This window comes from Nostoc sp. (assembly GCF_036919675.1).
Taxonomy (GTDB): Bacteria; Cyanobacteriota; Cyanobacteriia; order Cyanobacteriales; family Nostocaceae; genus Nostoc.
In genome coordinates this window covers 65,071-88,591 of record NZ_JBALCP010000060.1, presented here as the reverse complement: position 1 = coordinate 88,591, position 23,521 = coordinate 65,071, and the positions used below count along the sequence as shown (strand labels likewise).

Sequence of the window (23,521 nt, the reverse complement as noted above, 5' to 3'; positions counted from 1 at the left end):
GCAATTGGTACACAAAAACTGCGCTATTGTCGCTAAAGCCAAGTTGAACGAGCATCTGAAATTGCTAACTATCTGACAAAGCTTCTGGCTAAAATAGGGCTATGTCTGAAACTTTCACTTCTGCAACCGCAACACGCCCCACGTTCATCCTTGTAGATGGGCACTCCCTCGCTTATCGTTCATACTTTGCTTTCGCCAAAGGGCGAGATGGAGGACTGCGGACTACAACGGGGATTCCTACCAGTATATGTTTTGGTTTTGTTAAGTGCCTGCTGGAAGTAATGGCAACACAACAGCCCCAAGCAATGGCGATCGCTTTTGATTTGGGTGAGGCAACTTTTCGTCACGAAGCTGACGATACTTATAAAGCGGATCGTCCTGAAACGCCAGAAGACTTTATTCCCGACTTAGCAAACCTGCATGAGTTGCTCGATGGCTTCAATCTACCAATTTTCACTGCCCCTGGTTACGAGGCAGATGATGTTTTGGGAACCTTAGCACAGCGAGTAACTGCTGCTGGGTATAGGGTGAAGATTCTCACTGGCGATCGCGATTTATTTCAACTGATTGACTCTGACAAAGAAATCACTGTTCTGAATTTTAGTCCAGATGCCCTAAAGCGCTCTACAAATAGCATTACGGAATTTGAAGCAGAACAAGTCAAAGAGAAGATGGGCGTTTTACCTTCACAAATTGTGGATTTCAAAGCTCTTTGTGGTGATAAATCGGATAATATTCCTGGGGTCAAGGGAATTGGAGAAAAGACAGCAGTGCAGCTGCTAAATACTTATGGTTCCCTTGAGCATGTTTATGCTGCGTTAGATGAAATTAAAGGCGCAACTCAGAAAAAACTAGCAAGTGGTAAAGAAGATGCCGATAGGTCTCGGTATTTGGCAACTATAGTTTTGGATGTTCCTATAGAAATTGATTTAGAAGATTGCAAATTAAAAGGGTTTGATACAAATCTCCTGACACCAATTTTAGAAAAGTTAGAATTCAAGTTTTTTTTAGGTAAAATCAACGACCTCCAGCAACGTTTTGGTGGCAAAGTTGAAGAAAATAAACAAGCGAAAACAGACACAATTAATCCCAATACTAACTCAGAATTGAGTACTGATGAAGATAATGATTTGTGGTTTTTCAGTGCTAGTGATACAGCAGCAGTTCCACAACAATCTACTTCCCCAATTACACCACGCATCATCAATACCGAAGCCAAACTAACTGAGTTAGTGAAACTTTTGCAAAAATTCACTAATCTACAGACTCCCGTTGCTTGGGACACTGAAACCACCGATTTAGAACCAAGAGATGCTGAGTTAGTAGGAATTGGTTGCTGTTGGGGAACGAAACCAGATGAGGTAGCCTATATTCCTCTGGGGCATAAAACTGGGGAAAATTTGCATAAAGATTTTGCGCTAGAAACACTACGCCCAATTCTCGAAAGTGCTGATTATCCCAAAGCTTTACAGAATGCCAAATTTGACCGCTTAGTTCTAAAGTGTCAAGGAATTAATTTGGCGGGAGTAGTGTTTGATCCGATGCTGGCAAGTTACATTCTAAATCCAGATTCGAGTCATAATTTGATGGATTTGGCGCAGCGATATTTGGGATTGATCGCAAAAAGTTACTTAGATTTAGTTCCTAAAGGTAAAACCATCGCTGATATAGATATTCCCGCCGTAGCAGATTACTGCGGAATGGATGCTTATTCTACCTTTGGCTTAGTATCGAAATTACGTGAGGAACTGGATAAATTTCCAGCTTTATCTAAGCTATTAGTGGAAGTGGAACAGCCACTAGAAGCAGTTTTAGCCCAAATGGAATACACAGGTGTCCGCATTAATTCAGCTTATTTGCAAGAACTTTCGCAGCATTTAGAAACTGAGTTAGCCAGGTTAAAAGAGGAAGCAACTGAAAAAGCTGGGGAAAATTTTAACTTGGGTTCTCCTAAGCAATTGAGCCAAATCTTGTTTGAAAAGTTGGGGTTAAGCACCAAGCATTCTCGTAAAATTCAAACAGGCTACTCTACAGATGCAGCAACATTGGAAAGACTCCAAGAAGATGATAAAACGGGTTTTGTTGAGGCGATAATTGAGTATCGCACCCTATCTAAATTAAAATCAACTTATGTTGATGCATTACCTGCATTAGTGCGTCCAGATACCCAACGGGTGCATACTGATTTTAATCAAGCAGCGACATCAACTGGTAGGTTATCTTCTTCTAATCCGAATTTGCAAAATATCCCCATTCGGACAGCTTTTAGTCGCCAAATTCGGAAGGCATTTTTGCCAGAATCTGGTTGGTTAATGGTGGCTGCTGATTACTCACAAATTGAATTGCGGATTTTGGCTCATTTGAGTCAAGAGCCGATATTAGTGCAAGCATATCAGCAAAATGAAGATGTTCACACTGTTACGGCGCGGTTAGTGTTTGAAAAAGAAAATATAACCTCAGAAGAACGAGGGATGGCAAAAACTATCAATTTTGGCGTGATTTATGGAATGGGTTCTCTAAGGTTTTCGCGCTCAACTGGGATAGATAAAACCATTGCCAATGAGTTCATTAAGCGGTTTAATGAACGATATCCTAAAGTATTTGCATATTTGGAGCGAGTCAAAAAAGAAGCGATATCTCTTGGTTATGTAGAAACTATTCTCGGTCGTCGTCGTTACTTTGACTTTACCAATAACAGTTTACGCAAATTAAAAGGCAGTAACCCAGAAGATATTAATCTGAGTAAATTAAAGAATTTAGGTGCTTATGATGCAGGTTTACTACGCTCGGCTGCTAATGCACCAATTCAAGGTTCCAACGCTGATATTATCAAAATTGCAATGGTAAGACTGCATGAGATTTTGAAGAACTATCAGGCGCATTTGTTGTTGCAAGTTCACGATGAATTAGTGTTTGAAATCCCCCCTGAAGAGTGGGAAGAATTACAACCGCAAATTAAGTCGGTGATGGAAAATGCAGTCCAGTTGAGTGTACCCTTGCTGGTCGAGGCGCGTGTCGGTGAAAATTGGATGGAGACGAAGTAAGTTGAACTGGGGACTGGGGATTTGGACAATTACGTTGGTATAGAAGTACTTTTGTCTTATACCAATTCGCTATGAAGATGCACTTAATTTTTATTAAACGAACTGCCATCTCTGCGAGAGGCTTTCGGCAACGCGCAGCGTCTCCTTAGAGAAGGACGCCTTTGCGGAGCGTCTCCAAGAGTTGGAAGAAGAAATCATTAAGTGCAAGTTTACGGAGAATTGATATTAGTAGATATACCAAGTTGACAAAGTAATCAAGAGTCAATACTTTTGACTCTTGACTCTTGATGATGGAGCAGGCAATAGTTAAGAGTTAAGCGCCACGCTGAAGCGCTGCTTCAACTTGCTGTAACTCCTTCTCTAAACGATTTTTTAGTTTTTCGGGTACAGAACGATTTGGGTAAGAACTGTAATGTCCAGCTAGGGAGTTGAGGGCTGTTCGCATGGTTGTAAAGGAGCCAAGACCAGAAACAGAGTTAACCCGCTGATAGCGAGCTGAAAAGTCATTAATTTTTTGACGCGCTTCTGCTTGAACTGCTGCTTTGTCTGGTGAATCTTGTGATACATCCAGAGCTTGTCTCATAACATTGACCACAGCTAAGGTGTCTTGGCGATAATCCCCACTCAAACTATCTGGACTGCCAGAACAGCCCATTAAGCCGATAGCTACAACCAAAACCAGCGCAAGCAAACGCGACCAATAGCGCTTCATATGCATTAAGTAAAAGAATACGTAAATCAACGTCCATCCTATCTTGAATTGGTAACTTGGGGATCAATTGAGTAGGGAACAATTGAGTAAGCAGTGGGGAGTAGGGGAGTCAAGGGCTGTTTCATTCCCTAAAAGGCGCTCATTTACAAGTATTTTGGGCAAAAAAATCAGGTGATTAAAAAATTTGATTGGACAATTATCATCGCGATGCCTTTTCTGTGAGAGGCAATGCCAACGGCAAGGCAACTCTTGGAGACGCTACGCGTAGCAAGATCCCCGTAGGGGTTATGGAGTTAGAGATTGATACGATTTAATCAACTAACTTTCCCCACCTCAATTTTTGCAATTTAAGCATTGTAATACATATCATTAGCCATAAAAAACCGACTCCATAACCTGCAATTATGTCTGTGGGCCAATGGACTCCTAAATATAAGCGACTGATACCAATAGCAGCAATTAAAATAACTGTCAAACTGTAAATAACTTTGGCAAAATGAGGATAGTGAGTTGCCAACTCGTAAGCAATAAAACCATAAAGCACCATAGAACCTAGTGCATGACCACTAGGAAAACTAAAAGATTTTTCAGAAATCAAGCGATGCCACAGTTCAGGACGAGGTTTAGAAAAAAACAACTTTAGCCCTGTATTTAAAATTAACCCTCCCAAGCAAGCAATGACAAAAACTTTCGCTTCTTCTCGGTAACGTCGCCACCAAAGTAAGAAGAGAGTACCGCCTGCAAGTACAACGACTGTACTAGGATTACCAAGATTTGTAATAAATAGCATTAAATTATCTAAATTTGGACTGGCAAACTGATGTAGCCATAACAAAAAAGTAGTATCAAATGCAAAAGTTTCTCGCTCCAAAACCTCTTCAGCCAGTTTTGCTAAAACAAAAAGGATGAGCAAACAACTAGCAAGTCCAACAATACCAATTGTGGCAATTAAGGGAGCAAAACGAGGATGTATATGACGCAACCAGAAATTAGAAATTTGTCGGAGCATACTTTAATATCATTCATCGTTAGAAGGCCCAGCCACGATTAGTCTTCTCTGCTTTAGAGTTGTGAACAGGATACAGACTCCAAATATTGATACAAGGACTGTTTAAGTCCCGCTAAGTTAAGCGTTGAAGACTATTTTTTTAAGGTGACTCGTAAAATCTGTTTTTTTCTCTCTGCACTCTCTGTGCCTATGTGCCTCTGCGGTTTAAAAGTAATTTATTTAACTACTGAGGCGCAGAGAACAAAGAGAGAAGTATGAGATAAGACTTCCTTTAACTCCTGACTTTCTGATAAAGAGTATTGCGTTGTTGATAAGGTCTTCCTAAAGAAGCGATCACAGCTTGTAAGGTTTCCACTTCCATACATGTACCACCCAAAGCACCTGCCATTGTGGTAATGTGCTCCTCCATTAATGTGCCGCCAATATCATTGCAACCCCAAACTAAAGCTTCTGTTGCACCAGCAAGCCCCAGTTTTACCCAACTCTGCTGATGGTTGGGAATCCAATTACCCAAATAAATCCGCGCCACAGCCCCTAGCAGCAGCGCATCGGTTAAAACTGGTTGATCGCGTCCAACACGGCGACGTAAGGGTTTGGGCGCTTCTTGCCCAACGAAGGGTAATAAAATAAACTCTGTGATGCTTGCTGGATATCCCTGATTGATGGCGGTTTTTTGGAGCGATCGCAATTTTTCTAAATGCCCGATTTGCTGTTCGTGGGTTTCAATATGGCCAGATAACATGGTGCTAGTGGTATGCAAGCCTAATTTGTGAGCTGTGCTGACAATTTCTAGCCAAGTGGCTGTGTCAATCTTCTCTGGACAGAGTATCCGCCTTACCTTATCGTCCAACACTTCTGCTGCTGTTCCCGGCATTGAGCCAACACCAGCATCGCGCAAAGCAATAATCACATCAGCATACTCAAGTCCATCAAGTCTGGCGATAAATTCCACTTCCTGGGGAGAGAAAGCGTGGAGATGTATCTGAGGAAATTCTTGTTTAATGGTTTCTACTACCTTGAGATAATAGGACAAAGATTTACCATTTATCTGCGCTTGTGGATTTAATCCCCCCTGCATACAGATTTCCGTCGCACCCCGCCGCACCGCATCTGTCGCCTTTTCCAAAATTTGTGCCGAATCTAACCAGTATGCACCAACATCACCATCATCTCGACGGAAAGCACAAAAACTACAGTGCTGCTCACAAATATTAGTAAAGTTGATATTACGATTAATTACGTATGTAACTGTATCGCCTGCTTGAGTGTGGCGGAGTGTGTCGGATGTAGCACGGATTGCGGCGATCGCTTCTGGCTCACTTTGTTCTAACAATACCACTCCCTCTTCGAGAGATAAATCGTACCCCATCAAGGCACGTTCAAGAATTTTTTCAACTGCAATTTTTGTCAGCATTACTTTCTTAATTTCTCAGTAAATATTAATTTTCTGATCTTGTAAATAATAAAATTCTACTAAGGAATAAGAATTAAATAACATACAATTTATGTCCCTGACTTACCTCACCCTCAATCCCTCTCCCTATAAAGGAGAGGGAAGCAAGATAGAGGATGAAGTTTTGCATTTTATTTAATCCACGTTCCTTAATAAATACACTAAATACTGGAAAATACCAAGTTTATACTACTGATTTAAGTACGAAATGTATGATTATCCGAGACAATTGAAGCCAAAACATTGAATTCTGCGAGAGTTTTATTGGCCTTGTATGCGAACCTTGGGAGCAATAGTTGCGGTCTCTCGATATTGTTTCAGAAATTTTTCAACAAAACTCAGGAGGACTCGAAATCATTTTGCTAGCTGACGCTCTCGTTATTTTACCCTCAAAGTAGGTATCAATGATTTTCTGACTTAAGTCAAGCCAATATGCCTCCATTTGTATTTGGCTAAAATGCATAACCTATCTCTCGACTGTACCTTAGGAGACCGGGAAACGCTATATAAAATTTAGCTGCTTTTCTGTTCTAGCCGCCACAGCCTACTATACTGGAAAACATCGACCAGTTTGTATTTCTTCTCAAGCTCAGATCGAAATATTTTAGAAGGATTATACAAAAATAGATTGCTAAAACTATCAGGAATGCTTGGTATACTTGGTTCAATTACCAATTGCATCTGCACTTTTTCATCTAGCAGATGAATGAGAGACATTAGGTCACCAATATTTAGAGAATAATTACTACTAATTAATAGTGGGTGATTAGCTTGATTGATGATCCGAGCTATTTTAGGATTGGCATGGCTGCCTTTATTCCACCATGTCTCGGCTTGAGAACTGATGGTACAGGATACAACTCCAGTAGAAATTATTACTACCATTACTAATTGCCAAAATTTGCGAGTTATTAACTTAGAAGAAATAATTTGAGCCGCCAGCAAGTAAGCAACAGCTAGCTGAATGCCTAGATAACACGGAATGACATATCTAGGTCGCAGACTGAGCTTACCTCCAATAATCAAATCAGGCAATATGAGAGCTAAAGCAGGTACTCCACTTAAGAGAAAAACAAATAACCAAATTCGTTTCCCTGCATGACTATAAAGAAATAAGAAAGAATATACTACCAATATTAGTATTAAGGGAATTAAAAATCGACCCCAGCGTAAAACTGGCAAATTCAAATCTGGAAAATATAGTTCATAGCGCCAAAAATCACCAAATAAATAGCTAATATTCTTAATCCAATCAGAAACCAAAACTGACAGAGATTGTCTGGTGTGAGCGCTGGTGGTTGTGCGATCAATTTCAGACAAGCTATTAATAACAGTTAAAATCCAAGGAACAAAAGCTAAAAAGCCGACGCTAGTTGCTATTAGATAAGCTTTAACGCTTTTAGTGAATCGAAAGCGTTCAATGGCAAATACATAAATACCGTGGGCGATCGCCAGCAACCCAGAAAACAAAAAGGTGTACAATCCTAGTGCCACTGTTACTGCATAAATCCCCCAAAGCTGCTTGCTACCCAGCCTTATTGCTCGTAGCAGTGCAGCACTCCCTAGCAAAGTAGTCACCATCCACAAACCGAACTCCCTTGCCTCTTGGGCGTACAGCACATGGAAGGGCGAGACTGTTAGAAGAGCTACGCTTATCCATGCCGTTATGGGTGACTGAAATAATTCTAAGCACAGCCAATAAATGCAAGGAAAGGCTAACAGGCTAATTATGGCTGACAAGCTTCTCGTAGTCGCTACTGAATTGCCAAAAAATTGCATCCATAATCTAAGCATCACGTAATAAAGTGGAGGATGTTGAGCATCCTCCACCGCCAAAGAGTTGATTGTATTGATTAAACCTTTATCAGAATTAGGCTGTTGATATTTTTGTATATCTCCAACAGCAAACACGCGCCCATTAAACACTTGTTGAACAAATTCTGTCTTAGTGTAACCAGAGATTCGTAATGAGGTATAAGCTTCATCGTGCCAGTAGACTTTTCGATCCAGATAAGCAAAGCGAAAAAATATCCCTAAGATTAACAAAATAATGATTAAAAATCGTAGCCAAATAGGAGGAAAATATTTTGCAAATCCTGATTGTCTGTTTATCATAAATATCGAATTCTAGCGTTTATTACAGATTCCTAAAGTCCAGTAGCAGCAGTTTGTAAACTAGTTTTTTAGACGTTTAGGATTAATAAAGTCAAGAGCCGTTGCAAGCTGCTTCAGAACAAGTTAAGGAAATTTATCTTTTAAGGTAGGCAGGAGAAGCAAGGGTAAAAAAGGCTTAACCCAAGCATATTGGTTTACATAAACCATTCTCTAAAAAAATACTGTGGTTTTACGACAACTATTTTGATCTATTAAATAAGTGGGTGTCAGTGGTTAGATCCTGGTAAAGGAGTTGTTTTCACCTCAATTTTGTGGGGTGAACTATCAAAAAATTGTTCAAGCCATGTTAACTTACCTTAATAACAAAATATTTATATTTGATTGAATTTTCCTGAACATTCAAATTTAAGGTTTATCCAAATACTCCGAAAGCAATAAGCATATCAGGAATAGGCATGAAATAATTAGTGTTCTCTGAGTATTATTTATACATAAAATTGACGTATAAATACTGTTAAAACTCAGAAACTTTTGTTAGAGTTTTCCGAGAATGATTCTCGCTTGTTCTGGATTTAACAACTTAATTAGCAGTTTTGATGTAATATATAATTATTGACAATAATTATTAATCCCTCTAATATTTAGCAATTGCAAATCTTTTACAATTCTTTTTTGGTGCTAACCGTAACTAAATGTCATGCCCAACAACTTCGCTCTAGGTAACGAAAAACCGTGGAGCCGCCGTCAATTACTGAAGCTAGGACTAGCAGGTGCTGGAGTGATTGGTGCAGCTGGACTTTGGCAGATGCTAAATCTACAAAGTAAGTCAATCGTCAAAGTGCCACCACTTGATATGGAAGCACCAGACGACGGTACTAACCCGATGAAGATGTTAAGGGATTTTGATTATGGGACGGTAAAGCAAGAAAATGGGCGGACTATCCGAGAATTTCAGTTAACTGCCGGTACTTCCATAATAAAACTCAATAGTGCTGTATCTTACAACATCTGGGATTTAAACGGTCGCATACCAGGGCCAACGCTACGGGCAAAACAGGGCGATCGCGTGCGAGTGCTTTTTCTCAACAAAGCAGGACATTCTCACTCTTTGCATTTTCATGGCGTTCATCCGGCAGAAATGGATGGGGTTCGCCCAATCAGCAATGGCAAAGCCACAATTTATGAATTTGATGCTGAACCCTATGGTGTTCACTTGTACCACTGCCATATTGAACCAGTCACCCGTCACATTGCCAAGGGGCTGTACGGGATGTTTATCATCGATCCACCTACGCCCCGTCCCCCGGCTGATGAGATTGTACTAGTCATGGCTGGGTATGACGTGAATGATGATGGCCATAATGATTATTATGCCTTCAACGGTTCGCCCCATCATTACATGCATCATCCCATTCCTATTTACCAAGATCAGTTGATTCGGCTGTATGTTCTCAACATCATTGAATACGATCCGGCAGTGACCTTTCACCTCCACGCCAACTTCTTTGATGTCTATCGCTTTGGTATGACTATGACTCCTAGCGAGAAAGCAGATGTGATTACGATGGGTGTAGCAGAAAGGCACATCTTGGAATTTGCTTTTCGCTACCCAGGTAAGTATATGTTCCATCCCCATCAGGATGCGATCGCCGAAAACGGTTGCATGGGTCAATTTGAAGTAGTTGCTCAAAGCAAATCTCAAAAGACTGTTAACAATTCATGACAAAATAATTAGTAATTTCTATTCAAGCTAAGTACAAGGTACACAATTGGTAATTAATAAAATTTTAAATCAAATAGTTGATAAAAAATATCATTATATGCGAAAGTAAAATCTATGACGATTTCTTAAACAAACTAAGTTTGAGTAATAGTTTGAAGCATTTGAACCAATACCTTTTAAATTGTGCGAGAAGCAGAAATGAGAAAATTTCACTATATCTGTTTAACAGCGGCAGCTGCGGCAATAGTTACCTTAAGTTCCTGTAGCAGTACACCAACCGCAGAAAACCCCTCAGCACCAGTTACTAATCCTCAAGCTACAGAGGCAGTAAGTGAGAACAGTCATAGCAGTCACGGTAACAAAGAAAAAATTAACATTAACAGTGCTATCTTGTCAGAATTGGATAAGTTTGAAGCCAAGCTAGGTGTCCCGGCTTTATCCAACAAAATTCAGGCAGGTCGTCCCTATGGCAGCCCAGAAGATTTAGTTACTAAAAAAGTAATTACTCAAGAGCAGTTCGACCAAATTAAAGACCAGGTTAGTGTTCAAGAAGTGGTACTCACAGGTGAGGCAAAAGATGTTGACTATATGTCTAAATTAGGCTTAATGAAAGGGCATCTTTTGGTAGCACAAGAACTGCTGGATCAGAATCAGCCGAAACAAGCAGAACCTCATATAGGACATCCAGTTGAAGAAATTTACGTTGACGTAGAAGAACAATTGAATGAGCGCAAAGTTAAAGAATTTAAGACAACTTTGGTAAGTTTGCAAGATTTAGTGAAATCTAATTCAAAAGATAGTAAAGTTAAAACTAATTTTGCTTCTTCGATGCAATCAGTTGATTCCGCGATCGCAGCTTTGCCAGCAGATCAACGCTCCAAGCCAGGATTTGTGCTACAGGTAATTAACGAATTGCTAGATTCAGCTAACTCCGAATATGGCGCTGCGATCGCAGATGGTAAAATAACCGCACCAATTGAGTATCAAGACTCTCGTGGTTTTGTCGTTTACGCCAATGATTTATACAAAGGAATTTCTAGTCAAGTAGCTCAAGCAGATCCTGAAGCACACAAAGCGATCGACAGTAGTTTCGCTGAACTCATAAAAGTTTGGCCTGCCGCCATCCCACCAGCAAAAGCAGTCAAAACTCCTAATGATGTTACCAAGCTGGTGAAAACCATTGAGGAAAACTCTCAAAAAGTAGTTGACAAATCTAATACCAAAGTATAGCGATAACACTTTCATTTAATGGGAAGGGTAGGTTAAGGAGTTTAAAATGAGGAAATAGTTAGGAGTTAAGAATTACGAATTACAAATTACGAATTACGAATTACTTACTCCTAACTCATTACACTCCATTCATTACTTGAACTAACAACTGATGCAAGAACTTGACCAGAAAAAGACCATTGACCTGCTGAACGCCATCATGGAATTTGAACTAGCAGGGGTAGTGCGCTATACACATTATTCTTTGATGGTGACTGGTCCTAACCGTATTCCAATTGTGGCTTTTTTCAAAGGACAGGCAAGTGAGTCTTTACTTCATGCCGAACAAGTGGGAGAAATTCTCACCGGTTTAGATGGGCATCCCTCCCTGAAAATTGCTCCAATGGAAGAAACCTACCAGCATAAAGTCAAGGATATCTTGGCAGAAAGCTTGTCTCATGAAAAAAAGGCATTGGATCTGTATAAAGATCTGCTCGAAACTGTCACTAATGCCAGCATTTATCTTGAAGAATTCGCTCGCGGCATGATTGGGCAAGAAGAGATGCATAATCTCGAACTGAAAAAGATGCTACGTGATTTTGGTCAATAGTCATTAGTCATTAATTATTGACTAGGGACTAATGACAAAGATAGAAGTCTGAAGGGAGCGAAAAACCGGAGTGGAGGTTGCCTCTGCTCTGGATTTTTCAATTTTTGGCTTCTGATCATAATAACTTCTCCTAAGGGAGACGCTACGCGTAGCTTGCTTAAGAGAAGGGGTACAGGGACAAAAGACAAAGGATAAAAGATGAATTTTAGTACTGCTCTACCTACTTTTGTAATAACACTTCGAGAAGGAGTGGAAGCAGCCCTTGTTGTTGGCATTGTCCTAGCTTTACTGAAAAAAGCTAAACAATCCCGACTCAACTCTTGGGTGTATGCTGGTGTCGGCGTTGGCATTGTTGTCAGTGCCTTAATCGGTGTGTTATTCAGTTGGATAATCCCAGTACTGGGAGCAGTGAATCCTCAATACACCTCCGTAGTTGAGCCAGGGTTAGAAGGTGTGTTTAGTGTATTAGCGATCGCAATGCTCAGTTGGATGCTAATCTGGATGACCAAACAAGCCAGATTTATGAAAGCTACAGTTGAGGGAGCAGTAACAGAAGCACTGACACAAAACTCAAATGCTGGTTGGGGTGTTTTTACTTTAATTTTAGTTTCCGTTGTCCGCGAAGGCTTTGAAACTGTTCTGTTCGTCGCTGCTAATTTTCAACAGGGATTAATGCCAGCATTGGGGGCTATTGGTGGTTTGGTAGCGGCATCTGCCATTGGGGTGCTGCTATTTAAATGGGGTGTCAAAATTAACATCCGCCAGTTTTTCCAGGTAATGGGCGTTTTATTAGTGTTGATTGTCGCTGGGTTGGTAGTTTCAGCCTTGAAACATTTTGACGACGCTGTGGCTAACATTGCCCTTAGCAGTCGTGGCACAGAAAGCCTTTGTTTCTATTACGAACGTTTTACTAAAGTCCACTCCTGTATTTTGGGGCCAATGGTTTCAAATACTTCCACAATCTTGCCTGACGAACAGTTTCCTGGCATTATCCTCAAATCTTTATTTGGTTATACAGACAATCTCTATCTTGTACAAGCAGTGGGATATGTGATCTTTTTACTCACCATTGGAGGACTGTATTTCCGCAGCCTTGGAGGTGCTTCTCGTGAAGCTAAAAAAAATATCCCCTTTGCTCAAAAATAAATTAGTTCTGCAAAAGATTAAAAGCACAATCAATTTTATATTTTTTGCCTCGTTCCCAGTCAGAGACTGGGAATGCCTATTGGGAGGCTGCCGCCTCCCCTATTCATCATTCAAGGTAGAACCTGGAAATGAGATTTTAAATTATATTTATTGATCTAAGTACCGTTTTGCATAAAATCGTAGCGTTTTTAAATGCAGAGGGACGCATTAACATTGCAGACGAACGCATTGACATTGCAGACGAACACATTGGCATTGCAGACGAACGCATTAACATTGCAGACGAACGCATTAACATTGCAGACGAACGCATTAACATTGCAGACGAACACATTGGCATTGCAGACGAACGCATTGGCATTGCAGACGAACGCATTGGCATTGCCAAATTTAATTCGCTACGAATTAATCAAATGCTGTACTAAGTGCCCTGTGGTGCAAACAACGCTTGCTTAAGCTTTCTTCCAATCTAAAATCTAAAATCTAAAATCTAAAATCTAAAATCTAAAATTGATTGCCCCGTACCCTTGTGCTCAGGGTCAATCCAAAAGACGCTCTCTTACGAGACGCTCTTGCTAGCTTGCTTCCCTGTAGGGGTACGCGGACTCGCTCTAAGCGTTGGCGCAGCCTCTCTAAGAGTTGCCATGCCGCAGGCTTTACGCTGCGCTATCAGCAATTCCATTATCCAAAATTGCTTGACCTTTGCTAATACGGAGAATATCCTTGAGTCTTGAGTCATTCTTAAATAAATTACTACCAGTGATTCCGACAACTTTTGTTAGATCAAGTCGAGAGATAATGTTAGCAAAAAGAGAAGAAAGAGCGACAACTCTTTCTGCTGATCCTTTAGGTAATTGCTGAGAATTTCTCTTTTTCGTCTCAGTAGGGTTTGTGACTTTTTTTGTGGCTGCTGAGTGATTGCAGTCGTGCAAGCAGCTAAAACTATACTCATCTTTATAAAAAAATGCAGCAACACAAATAGGGCTTTGGCAGTCTTGAAAAAATAGGTTTTAAAACCCTTACTACTTAACTATATAATTCGATACACGTTGCCCACAATTATCTAAATTGGGGTCGATGATTATTGTGTCCATCTACTGGTAGGTATGTCTAACCATCCCTTGAACGTTGCAAGATCAAGATTATTTTGGCGGCGGCTATTCGCTGTTGTTTTCACTAGTAGTTCGTTGCTCCCCAACTTTGGAAGCGAACCAGCAAGGGCGCAAGTAACCCAGTATTGTCAGTTATCATCAGCAGCGGCGCAAGAAAAAGAAAACTTACGTTTGTCAGCCCTCAAAGGCAAGCAAGATGCTCAAACGCGCTACCAAAACTTGGTACAAACACACGCACAGAAATTACAGGAGTGCCGCGCTCAGACTTGGCCACAAATCCAAGCCGTCTGGTTGCGCTTGTATCCCTGTGACATTCAACCAGGAATAATTGATCAAATTATGGATCGGGCTGTTAACCGTGGCTATAACCAAGTTTATTTGGAAGTATTTTACGACGGTCAGGTATTATTACCAGCAACAGCTAACCCGACGGTTTGGCCTTCTGTGATTCGCACTCCAGGGGCACAAAAGGTTGACTTACTCGCCACGGCAATAAAAAAAGGTCGGCAACGCGGTTTGAAGGTTTACGCCTGGATGTTTACCACAAATTTCGGCTATACTTATGCCCAGCGTCAAGATAGAGAACCAGCGATCGCTCGTAATGGCAAGGGTCAAACCAGCCTCTATGTGGTAGATAACGGTTCTCAAGTATTTATCGACCCCTACAACTTGCAAGCAAAACGCGATTACTATCAATTAATACAGCAAGTTTTGCGCCGTCGTCCAGATGGCTTGCTATTGGATTATGTGCGCTATCCGCGACAAGCAGGAAGTGATTCCATAGCCACTAAAGTTTCAGATTTATGGCTATTTAGTCCCGCAACCCAAGAAGCTTTATTTAAACGGGCACAAAATTACAAAGGGCTGGACTTGATTCGCCGCTTTTTGAGTCGAGGATACGTCACCACTGGAGATATCGCCGAAGTTGATAAACTTTATCCCCAGGAAGGGGAACCCCTCTGGCAAGGACGCCCTCTCCCACCAGCCCAAAAATCAATCCTGTCTGTAACTGATAGACAACTACTTTTACAATGGGAATTGTGGCAACTCGCCGTTGCCCACGCCATGCAAGGAATCCTAGATTTTGTCACCATAGCCAATTACCCAGCAAAGAAGCAAGGAATTCCCACAGGAGTGGTGTTTTTCCCCGATGGCAACCAAACTGTAGGACAAGGGTATGATTCCCGCTTACAACCTTGGGATCGGTTCCCCACCACATTAGAATGGCATCCTATGTCTTATGGAAATTGCGGTAATGTCAGTTGTATTGTGTCACAAGTGCAACGGGTTTTGAGTATGGCAAAACCGGGTACGCAGATAATTCCAGCTTTAGCTGGTGTGTGGGGAAAATCCATCAGTAATCGTCCATCCCTAGAAGCGCAAATGCAGGCACTTCGCAAATTTGCCCCCCAACTCAAGGGAGTCAGCCATTTTGCCTATTCTTGGCAATATCCTCAGAGTGATAGCGATCGCAAATTTTGTCGCACTCGCTAAATAGTAGAATTCAGGAGTCAGAATTCAGAAGGAAAATTCCCCTCATCCCCCACTAATTAAGGACTGACAAAAAATAAATTATCCAAAATTATTTGTACATTTGTAGGGGATCTTGGCCTTGCGCCCCTACGATGGGATGTTTTTTTAATTGGAAGTCCCTTAATTCTGTATTCTGATATTCTTCTTCAATTAACTTAAAGCCAAGTCCTGTGGGGTATTACAGTTAAACAGCATTTCGGGTTCTGCTAAGGGCAAAACTTCTACAGGATATTGCCGAAGCCACTGCTGAAACGATCGCCCCCCTCCATTGATAAACTCTAGAAGTTGTGGCAAACAGCGACGGCGATAGAAACCACACAGAGGTTCCCAGCCTTTAGGATGATCGGCTAAAGCTGCGATCGCATTATCCCCCACGCTATCAAGTCTAGTTACCCAATCTTGCAACACCTCAACCCGCAACCTCGGCAAATCGCAAGCTAGCAACAGCACCCATTCTGTTTGCACTTCGGCTAGTCCTTGGGAAAAACCAACTAAAGGCCCGTGGGCTAGAGATTCCTTAGATAAAGGTACTTCCCGAATAAACTGACAACCAGGCAAAAGCAAGTCTTGATAACGTTCTGGCCAGGGAGTTACTACATAAACAGCATCAGCACAGCTTTGAGCAATCCCACAAACTCGCTGCAACAATGGCACCCCTTGAATGGGAATCAAAGCTTTATCTTGACCCATGCGAGAACTTTTACCGCCTGCTAATACAATGGCAGTTAATTTGCTAGGCGAGTCAATAGTCATTTGTCAATAAAAATAGAGGGTAGAAATATATTTTGCACTTATGTGCATCACCCGCCAGCGATTTTAATCGCTGGCTTAATAGCCAAAGTCTATTTAAATGAACTGAAATTCTTGTTTATACCATTTCACTTTAATAATGATACAAATACGTTGGTAAGGGCATGGCATTGCCATGCCCCTACAAGAAATCTATCTGTATCAGGGTTTTCGTGAATTGGTTTTAGTCCTCTTTTAGAGGACTTAAGCTATTAGCCAGGGGTTTAATAACCCCTGGTGGTTGAGGATCTCAATCAGAATATTGAGTTATTTAATCCCTTCTTGAGAGCGATTTCACGCCCTCACCTGGCTTTGCTGGACTTGCTGCAACAAATGCTCTACACTTTCTGCTGGTGCAAGACACTTCAAACCTTGGCAAACTAACCCAACGCTTCCCTCTGGGAAATCAGATGTTATAGCAAACACAGCCGCCGGCAAATATTTGGGGATCAAAGTGTTAATTTGCTCAGTTGTGCTGCGAATCAAGGTAGAATTACGATACCAATCCAAAGCTGTAAATAAGCTGGGACAAGCTTGGGGAGACTGATCCATCACACTCCTAAAAGCTTTCAAACCAAGTTCTGCTAAATCCAAATAATCTAGATTATCGGTGAGTAAGGCCAGACGGACAAGGTTAGCGATCGCAATTCCATTGGCTGAGGGTGTAGCATTATCAACATAACTACGCTCTTTGACAATTAAATCTTGACTAGAATCACTAGATGTGTTATTATAACCACCTAATTCTCTACTCCAGAGAAATTCGTTGAATTCATCTTGGATAGCGATCGCATTTTCTAACCATTGTTTATGCTCAGGGTTGGAAGCTTGTAAATCCAGGAGAGCTTTAATAAAAAAGGCATAATCTTCAGACTGCGCTAAAACGGTCGGTTCTCCTTGATAGTTGAGTCGGTGGAAACGCCCATCGACAAACTGATTTTCCCAGATAAAATTCGCCGCTTGTGCTGCTAATTCCAGGTATAACGGTTGTTGGAACACCCCAGCAGCTTTAGCCAACCCAGAAATCATTAAGCCATTCCAGGCAACAATCATTTTCGTATCTGTCACCGAAGGAATGCGACCTGGCCAGTTAGCGGTTTTTGCTTCCTGGTTATTACGAGCCGGAGGAAAAGTTTCTAGTGACTCAAGATTAACGCCATAACGGGCTGTAAAAAGCTTGTTCAGTGCCGTTTCCAGCGTTGCACTCAGTTGCCCTAATTTGCTTCTTTGTAAGACATTACGTCCTTCAAAGTTACCGTTAGGGGTAACAGTGAATTGTTGTTGTAATTCCCTGAGTTCTTCAGGCGTTAACAGTTGTTGTAGTTCGCTGTAACTCCAGACATAAAAGGCTCCTTCTTCTGGTTCTACTGCCGTGGGTTCAGTGAAGCTGTCGGCATCTTGAGCAGCATAGAAGTAACCTTCAGGCGCGGTCATTTCTCGCTTCAGCCATTGTACAGTACCAGCAACCGCCCTCTCAAACGCTGGTTCTTGGATTCCTGTACTCCACAAAGAAGCCAGATACTCCATAATCTGTCCATTGTCGTAGAGCATCTTTTCAAAGTGGGGTACTGTCCAAGTAGGGTCAACAGTATAGCGATGAAAACCACCACCCACATGGTCATAAATGCCTCCCAGCGCTAAGTCTAGTCCCCGCTGGGTAGAAACTTGGTTGCCATCATACTGAGATTCAAAATTAAATCGAGTTCCCCGCAATGCTAATTCTGTATAGGGAATCATCGGAAATCTATTGCCAGATTGCCTAGTAGTAATTACACCTGTGCTGGTTTCCCAACCTTGACGGAGTAATTCCCGGTCTTCAAGCTCGGTTGTTGTACCGGATTGCAACACCGCAGACGTGAGCAAAGACTCAATAATTAGGGCTTTGCGTTGCTGTAAGTCTTCTTTTTCTGTGTCGTAATAACGGCGAAGTGATTGCAGCACTTGTAAAAATCCAGGACGACCATAGCGCGGGTCTACAGGGAAATAAGTACCAGCGTAAAACGGCACTAAATCTTCTGGGGAAAGAAAAATATTCAAAGGCCAACCCCCTTGACCGCTCATCATCTGCAAAGCCTGCATATAGATGCTATCGAGGTCAGGTCTTTCTTCCCTGTCTACTTTGATCGGAAGATAATTGGCATTCATGTACTGGGCGATCGCAGTATCAGAAAAAGCCTCGCCTTCCATAACAGTACACCAGTGGCAACTAGAGTAGCCAATGGAGAGAAAAATCGGTTTATTTTGCGCCCTTGCAGTTGCAAGTGCTTCGTCACACCAAGACCACCAATCAATCGGGTTTTCGGCGTGTTTGCGGAGATAGAGGCTCTTAGCTTCAGCAAGGCGATTAGTCATGATCAAATAGCAAGTAAGTTGCCTTCTTTGCTCAGTCTATCCTGTTCCCAGGAATGTTAGCCCTTGAGTAACAGGTAGTAGTGCATGTCTTTGATATCGCCGACACCTGTGCAATTTGTGAAACATTCTTACTGAAAAGGTCGCAATAGCAAGCTAACAATATTTGGTGGCGTTTCTGGCATAGGTGATGCTGTCTTTGTCTGAATCAGAGTATTTGGGCTAAGTCCTACTATCAGGTGGAGCAAGAAGGTGATGATGGCGGCTTGTACAAGTTTTTCCAGCATGGCACGTCTCTCTCTGTGTGGATAGCATTTCAAGTAAGACTGGTTATTCTAAATACACTTAGTACTACCGATTTACCGAATCTAACAAAAATAACTTAATAATTGCTGAGGTAAATCCTAAGAAAATGTTTAAAATCTTACTGGATATTTAACATAATTCCCTAAGCAAGTCGGATTTCGGTTATCAGTTTAATTACCACATCGCCAAGGTAGTCCAGCAAAAGCCGAGATATGAGGTTGGCGATAATTGGAGTTTTTTGATTTGTTTTTCCCTAAATGGAGATATTCTCTTAGACACCTTTTGCCGCTAAAAAGTGCCCTTAGGGGTTAAATCTATTAGATAAGCACCTTTTGCCCTCTTTTTGGGTAAAGAAAAAAGAGAAAGGTTTAATTTATCTGCCTGGGAACAGTAGAGATAAACCCCAGTTTCGTGCCGTCACCGATAAAATGTATTTAAAGTAGCCACAAACACGCTTCCATGATTCCTATCGTTATTGAACAATCGGGTCGAGGTGAACGCGCCTTTGACATCTACTCACGGCTGTTGCGTGAGCGCATCATCTTTTTGGGACAACAAGTTGACAACAACATTGCTAACTTGATTGTTGCCCAACTGCTGTATTTGGATGCTGAAGACCCGGAGAAAGACATTTATATGTATATCAATTCTCCCGGTGGTTCGGTGACGGCTGGCATGGGCATTTTTGACACTATGAAACACATTCGCCCTGATGTCTGTACAATTTGTACCGGATTGGCGGCGAGTATGGGCGCTTTCCTCCTCAGCGGTGGTGCTAAGGGTAAGCGGATGAGTTTACCCCATTCTCGGATTATGATTCATCAACCTCTAGGTGGCGCTCAAGGACAGGCGACTGATATTGAAATTCAGGCGCGGGAGATTCTGTACCACAAGCAGCGGCTAAACGACTATTTAGCTGAACATACAGGTCAACCAATTGAGCGAATTGCTGAAGATACTGAACGTGACTTCTTCATGTCACCAGAGGAAGCCAGGGAATATGGCTTGATTGACCAAGTTATTGACCGTCACGCCGCTGGTAGCCGCCCGGCGGTAGCTCTAGTCTAAAGTGCTGAGTAAATTGCCTTTCAGGCTGGAAGTTGCTGGCTGTGTTCTTGTAGCCTAACGAACTGAATCAAAAGACCTCTCCCTGGTTTTACGTAGTAAAACCGTCCCTCTCCGACTCGGAGAGGGACAGATTTGAACTAAAGTTCAAGTCAGGGAGAGGTTTATCGAACTCACGTTAAAATTCTGCTATAGGCTCTGGCTGAAATTACAGGTATTGAAGGAATTCGTGCAATTGCTCGTCGGTCAGTAAGGGACTTCCAGTTAAAAAAACATCATCGTAGGGGCGCAAGGCCAAGATCCCCTACAAAGGTACAAATAATTTTGGATAATTTATTTTTTGTCAGTCCCTAAAAAACGCGATCGCTTGCCATAGTTTTTTGTGAGATGTTCCCGTCGCTGTTCTGATGTCCAGCCTAGCCGCTGCATTTTGCCATCTGTTTAAGCAATTACATCAGATAAATCCACGGGTTCCATAGCTTCATTAGTATTTCAATAGCCGATGTCTTTTCTGATTGACCCTTACCAATTACAAAAGACAAATGACTATTGACTAATCAAAATCCCGCTAATGGGTCTGGCTCAGATTGGAGGTATTTGAGGAATCCATGCAATTCTTCTTCAGTTAGCAAAGTTCGCCCCCGCTTACCGTAGGTTTTAATCAGATGCTCTCGTCCCTGTTCTGGTGTCCAGCCTAAACGCTGAAGTTCGACATCTGTTTTAGCAATTACATCCGATAAATCCACGGGTTCAGCTTTCTTCTTTCTCTTTCCTGTCACTGACGGGGTGGGGACATCCTCTTGAGGGCTATAACTCCGAGGTGTAAATGGTGTGACATTATTGGCAGAAATTGCTGGAAAGGTCTGATTTTCCACCTGGTTATCAAAAGTTATTTCCAAGTTTTCAACTGGAGGATCAAATTCTAGCTCCCGGTTGGCAGTCACAGGAAAGTTTTGACCTAAATCCTGGCTATAGGTATCGTTTGATAGGGGCGCAGCATCGCTGTAGCCGTACTGTTCGTTACTGCTTGTTACTACTTCTGGTTTGATGTTGCGGACTCTGGAAGGCGGGATAGATATTTCTTTGTCACTGACCACTGACCACTGACTACTAACAAAATCCTCATCTTTTGCAGAGGAATAGGCAGCAGCCTCATTCAATCCACCTTTGGTGTTCAAGGAAGGGTTTAGCTGCGCCGGGGAAATTGGATTTGAGGTAAATGCCACTGATTCGGGTGGCGCATTTGTAATACCCAAAACTATCAGCGCCCTCGTTCTGGCTTGGTCTTCTGCTGCTTCTACTGTTTCTGCCGCTGCCATACCCGTAGCACGGGTTACGCCTTCAATTTGCACGCTTGCCCGGACAATATATTTTCCTTGAAAAATTTGCACTAATTCAGAAATAAGACTGCCCTTGGGATACAAGCTCTGGAATTGAGCCAACATAATACTGCTACCAATCTAAATCTTTTTAATAACGGGGTCGATACTGCCTGTATGCTCAAGCGATGTAAACTGCCCTTACTTTAATTTACATCCACTCGATACTCAGGATGCCTGCCAATCTTGCATTTCTTCTCTACCAGACGCTACGCGAACATTTTTAATTGCTTACCGAAACAGTGCTGAGTCCTGAATCAGTGCTGAGTCCTGAGTCCTGAGTCCTGAGTAAAGAAGTGGGGAATCTCATTTCTTTACTCAGGACTCGGTACTTGGAACTGAATTAACACTTGACATCAAGTTGGTGTAGAGCAAGAACATGGGGCATGAAGAATATTACGATTTATGTCCTTGATTGCTTGCAACAAGACACAAATCTGACTTTTCACCGGATATGGAAAAGAAAAATAATTCGCGGCTGTAATTAGCGAACCAACCGTTATGACGTTACGCTGCAAAAATATCTCACGGCTGTCTGGCTGGACGATCCACCAGGCTTTTCAGGACTGTCTCCAGTTCGACTTTGCCCTTGCTCGAGCCGGACTCGCCACTCTCAAACTCAATCCAGCCCTGGTTGAAACCGTCGAGCATCTGAATGCGCGGCTGCGGGTCGGCTGTGCCCTGAGACTTGAACAGTGCCTCCCAGGTTTCGCGAGGAACCGCCTCCGCATACACTGGGTGGCCCAGGAGCTTGGAAAAGCTCTTCGCAATGTCATTCGGTGTCACACGCTGTGGTCCCTCGATCTCGACGATCCGCCGTCCGCTCCATGTCTGTTGAAGCAACTCGGCTGCGACGCGACCGATATCCGCCGTAGCAATCATGGGCACCGGTCTGTCCAGCGGTTGCAGGAAGCTTGGTATGATGCCACTCTCTTTAGCTGATGCCACATCTCCGGCGGCGTTCTCCATGAACCAGGCGGGACGGAGAAAGGCGATCGGCATCGGCAGATCCCCCAGTACCTGCTCCATGATCTGAAGTTGAGTCAGCAGGTTCGGCTGGGTTGCCTGCGCCCCTATTGTGGATAAGCAAACGACCTTGCCCGGACGCGCCGCCACGATCGCGGTATGCAGGGCGGCGACGATCGCCCGTGTTTCGGGGTAGCCCAGCGATGGCGCGAAGTTCGGCGGCAGCACCACAAAGACACCCTCAGCATCAGCAAAAGCCGCTTTGAGCGCGTTGGCGTCGTTCATGTCCGCCAAGGCGACTGCACAGCCCTGTTCTGCCCAAGTAGTTCCTTTGTTGACATCGCGGATCACAGCCCGTACAGACTGTTTTTCGGTCAGCAATTTGCGGGCGACTGCACTGCCAACCTGACCCGTAATTCCTGTAATAGTGTACATTTCCATCTCCCTGTGAATGGCAAACTACAGATACTGTTTGTACAGCTTTGGATTAATGCAATCGCAAATTCTTCCATCACCTGTGCGACTGACTATATATTCGCGTGCGAGTAGCATTGGAAGCAAAATGTCCGCTTCAAGTCTCAGCACTCCTGAATATGTGTGATCAGTTTGTTGGTAGGCAATGAGCAGGTATAACTCTATGCTCCGGCCCATGAAGGTGATATTTTTGCGTTGTCCCGTGTTCCAATTGTAGCAGTAGCTCTTTTTTGACGAAATTTTTGACTAGTGCTAACTTACCTGGGTAGTCTTGCCTACAATGCTATACTGATAACCCAACTCGATATCTAGAACTATTTTCTGGAAGTGCGCTCTAAATCTACAATAATGAAGATAAGGTTCGCCCTCACTGCTAATTAAGCTGATTACCTAATTGTTACCGATTCTACATGTGGGAAAATTGGGTTCATCGGCAGTTCCTCCTAGTTCAAATCAGAGTCTAATGGCGTAAAATTACCTTCACTCTAGACAATCAAACACCTGTAGTTTCCACGCCACTTGCTCCA

General features: G+C 42.5%; 17 protein-coding genes. 8 read left to right on the top strand and 9 right to left on the bottom strand.

Annotated features, from left to right (window positions below):
• Positions 1 to 101: 101 nt before the first annotated feature.
• The gene (gene polA / locus V7K49_RS12200; protein WP_335205701.1) at positions 102 to 3,044 is read left to right on the top strand and encodes a DNA polymerase I; all 2,943 of its coding nucleotides are present in this window, start codon (positions 102 to 104) and stop codon (positions 3,042 to 3,044) included.
• Between the two features lie 313 nt (positions 3,045 to 3,357).
• Here polA and psb27 read toward each other — a convergent pair whose 3' ends face one another.
• The 4 genes from psb27 to V7K49_RS12180 form a co-directional block, all read right to left on the bottom strand.
• Positions 3,358 to 3,762, bottom strand: a complete 405-nt coding sequence (gene psb27, locus V7K49_RS12195) for a photosystem II protein Psb27 (protein ID WP_334867718.1) — start codon at positions 3,760 to 3,762, stop codon at positions 3,358 to 3,360.
• Positions 3,763 to 4,066: 304 nt separating this feature from the next.
• Entirely contained in the window at positions 4,067 to 4,765 is a 699-nt protein-coding gene (locus V7K49_RS12190; protein ID WP_335205700.1) for a phosphatase PAP2 family protein, read from the bottom strand.
• 271 nt (positions 4,766 to 5,036) lie between these two features.
• Positions 5,037 to 6,179, bottom strand: coding sequence for a 7,8-didemethyl-8-hydroxy-5-deazariboflavin synthase subunit CofH (gene cofH / locus V7K49_RS12185; RefSeq protein ID WP_335205699.1), 1,143 nt, complete (start codon positions 6,177 to 6,179; stop codon positions 5,037 to 5,039).
• Positions 6,180 to 6,731: 552 nt separating this feature from the next.
• Positions 6,732 to 8,333 (bottom strand): glycosyltransferase family 39 protein, encoded by a 1,602-nt coding sequence (locus V7K49_RS12180; RefSeq protein ID WP_335205698.1) that lies wholly within the window; start codon positions 8,331 to 8,333, stop codon positions 6,732 to 6,734.
• A gap of 697 nt (positions 8,334 to 9,030) precedes the next feature.
• Between V7K49_RS12180 and V7K49_RS12175 the strand changes: the two genes are divergently transcribed.
• From V7K49_RS12175 to V7K49_RS12150, 6 genes are all read left to right on the top strand, one after another.
• A complete protein-coding gene (locus V7K49_RS12175; protein ID WP_335205697.1) occupies positions 9,031 to 10,056 on the top strand; it encodes a multicopper oxidase domain-containing protein in 1,026 nt (341 codons plus the stop codon).
• 198 nt (positions 10,057 to 10,254) lie between these two features.
• Complete coding sequence (locus V7K49_RS12170; protein ID WP_334867534.1) at positions 10,255 to 11,286, top strand: ComEA family DNA-binding protein; 1,032 nt, start codon at positions 10,255 to 10,257, stop codon at positions 11,284 to 11,286.
• A gap of 151 nt (positions 11,287 to 11,437) precedes the next feature.
• Positions 11,438 to 11,875, top strand: a complete 438-nt coding sequence (locus V7K49_RS12165; protein ID WP_335205696.1) for a ferritin-like domain-containing protein — start codon at positions 11,438 to 11,440, stop codon at positions 11,873 to 11,875.
• A gap of 198 nt (positions 11,876 to 12,073) precedes the next feature.
• Positions 12,074 to 13,021: an FTR1 family iron permease gene (locus tag V7K49_RS12160; RefSeq protein ID WP_335205695.1), complete on the top strand. Its 948-nt coding sequence runs from the start codon at positions 12,074 to 12,076 to the stop codon at positions 13,019 to 13,021.
• Between the two features lie 167 nt (positions 13,022 to 13,188).
• A complete protein-coding gene (locus tag V7K49_RS12155) occupies positions 13,189 to 13,446 on the top strand; it encodes a hypothetical protein (protein ID WP_335205694.1) in 258 nt (85 codons plus the stop codon).
• 681 nt (positions 13,447 to 14,127) lie between these two features.
• Positions 14,128 to 15,627, top strand: a complete 1,500-nt coding sequence (locus V7K49_RS12150; RefSeq protein ID WP_335205693.1) for a family 10 glycosylhydrolase — start codon at positions 14,128 to 14,130, stop codon at positions 15,625 to 15,627.
• A gap of 189 nt (positions 15,628 to 15,816) precedes the next feature.
• Here the strand turns inward: V7K49_RS12150 and V7K49_RS12145 are convergent, their stop codons facing one another.
• The 3 genes from V7K49_RS12145 to V7K49_RS12135 form a co-directional block, all read right to left on the bottom strand.
• Positions 15,817 to 16,419 (bottom strand): molybdenum cofactor guanylyltransferase, encoded by a 603-nt coding sequence (locus V7K49_RS12145; RefSeq protein ID WP_335027586.1) that lies wholly within the window; start codon positions 16,417 to 16,419, stop codon positions 15,817 to 15,819.
• A gap of 330 nt (positions 16,420 to 16,749) precedes the next feature.
• Positions 16,750 to 18,807 carry a thioredoxin domain-containing protein gene (locus tag V7K49_RS12140; protein ID WP_335205692.1) on the bottom strand — a complete coding sequence of 686 codons (2,058 nt, stop codon included), beginning with the start codon at positions 18,805 to 18,807 and terminating at the stop codon, positions 16,750 to 16,752.
• Positions 18,808 to 18,935: 128 nt separating this feature from the next.
• The gene (locus tag V7K49_RS12135; RefSeq protein ID WP_273768851.1) at positions 18,936 to 19,091 is read right to left on the bottom strand and encodes a hypothetical protein; all 156 of its coding nucleotides are present in this window, start codon (positions 19,089 to 19,091) and stop codon (positions 18,936 to 18,938) included.
• A 478-nt stretch (positions 19,092 to 19,569) separates the two neighbouring features.
• On the opposite strand from V7K49_RS12135, the gene clpP reads away from it, so the two are divergent.
• Positions 19,570 to 20,178, top strand: coding sequence for an ATP-dependent Clp endopeptidase proteolytic subunit ClpP (clpP, locus tag V7K49_RS12130; protein WP_334867549.1), 609 nt, complete (start codon positions 19,570 to 19,572; stop codon positions 20,176 to 20,178).
• 554 nt (positions 20,179 to 20,732) lie between these two features.
• On the opposite strand, the gene V7K49_RS12125 is transcribed toward clpP, so the two are convergent.
• Entirely contained in the window at positions 20,733 to 21,620 is an 888-nt protein-coding gene (locus V7K49_RS12125) for a hypothetical protein (RefSeq protein ID WP_335205691.1), read from the bottom strand.
• A 459-nt stretch (positions 21,621 to 22,079) separates the two neighbouring features.
• The gene (locus V7K49_RS12120; RefSeq protein WP_335205690.1) at positions 22,080 to 22,955 is read right to left on the bottom strand and encodes an NmrA family NAD(P)-binding protein; all 876 of its coding nucleotides are present in this window, start codon (positions 22,953 to 22,955) and stop codon (positions 22,080 to 22,082) included.
• Positions 22,956 to 23,521: the final 566 nt, after the last annotated feature.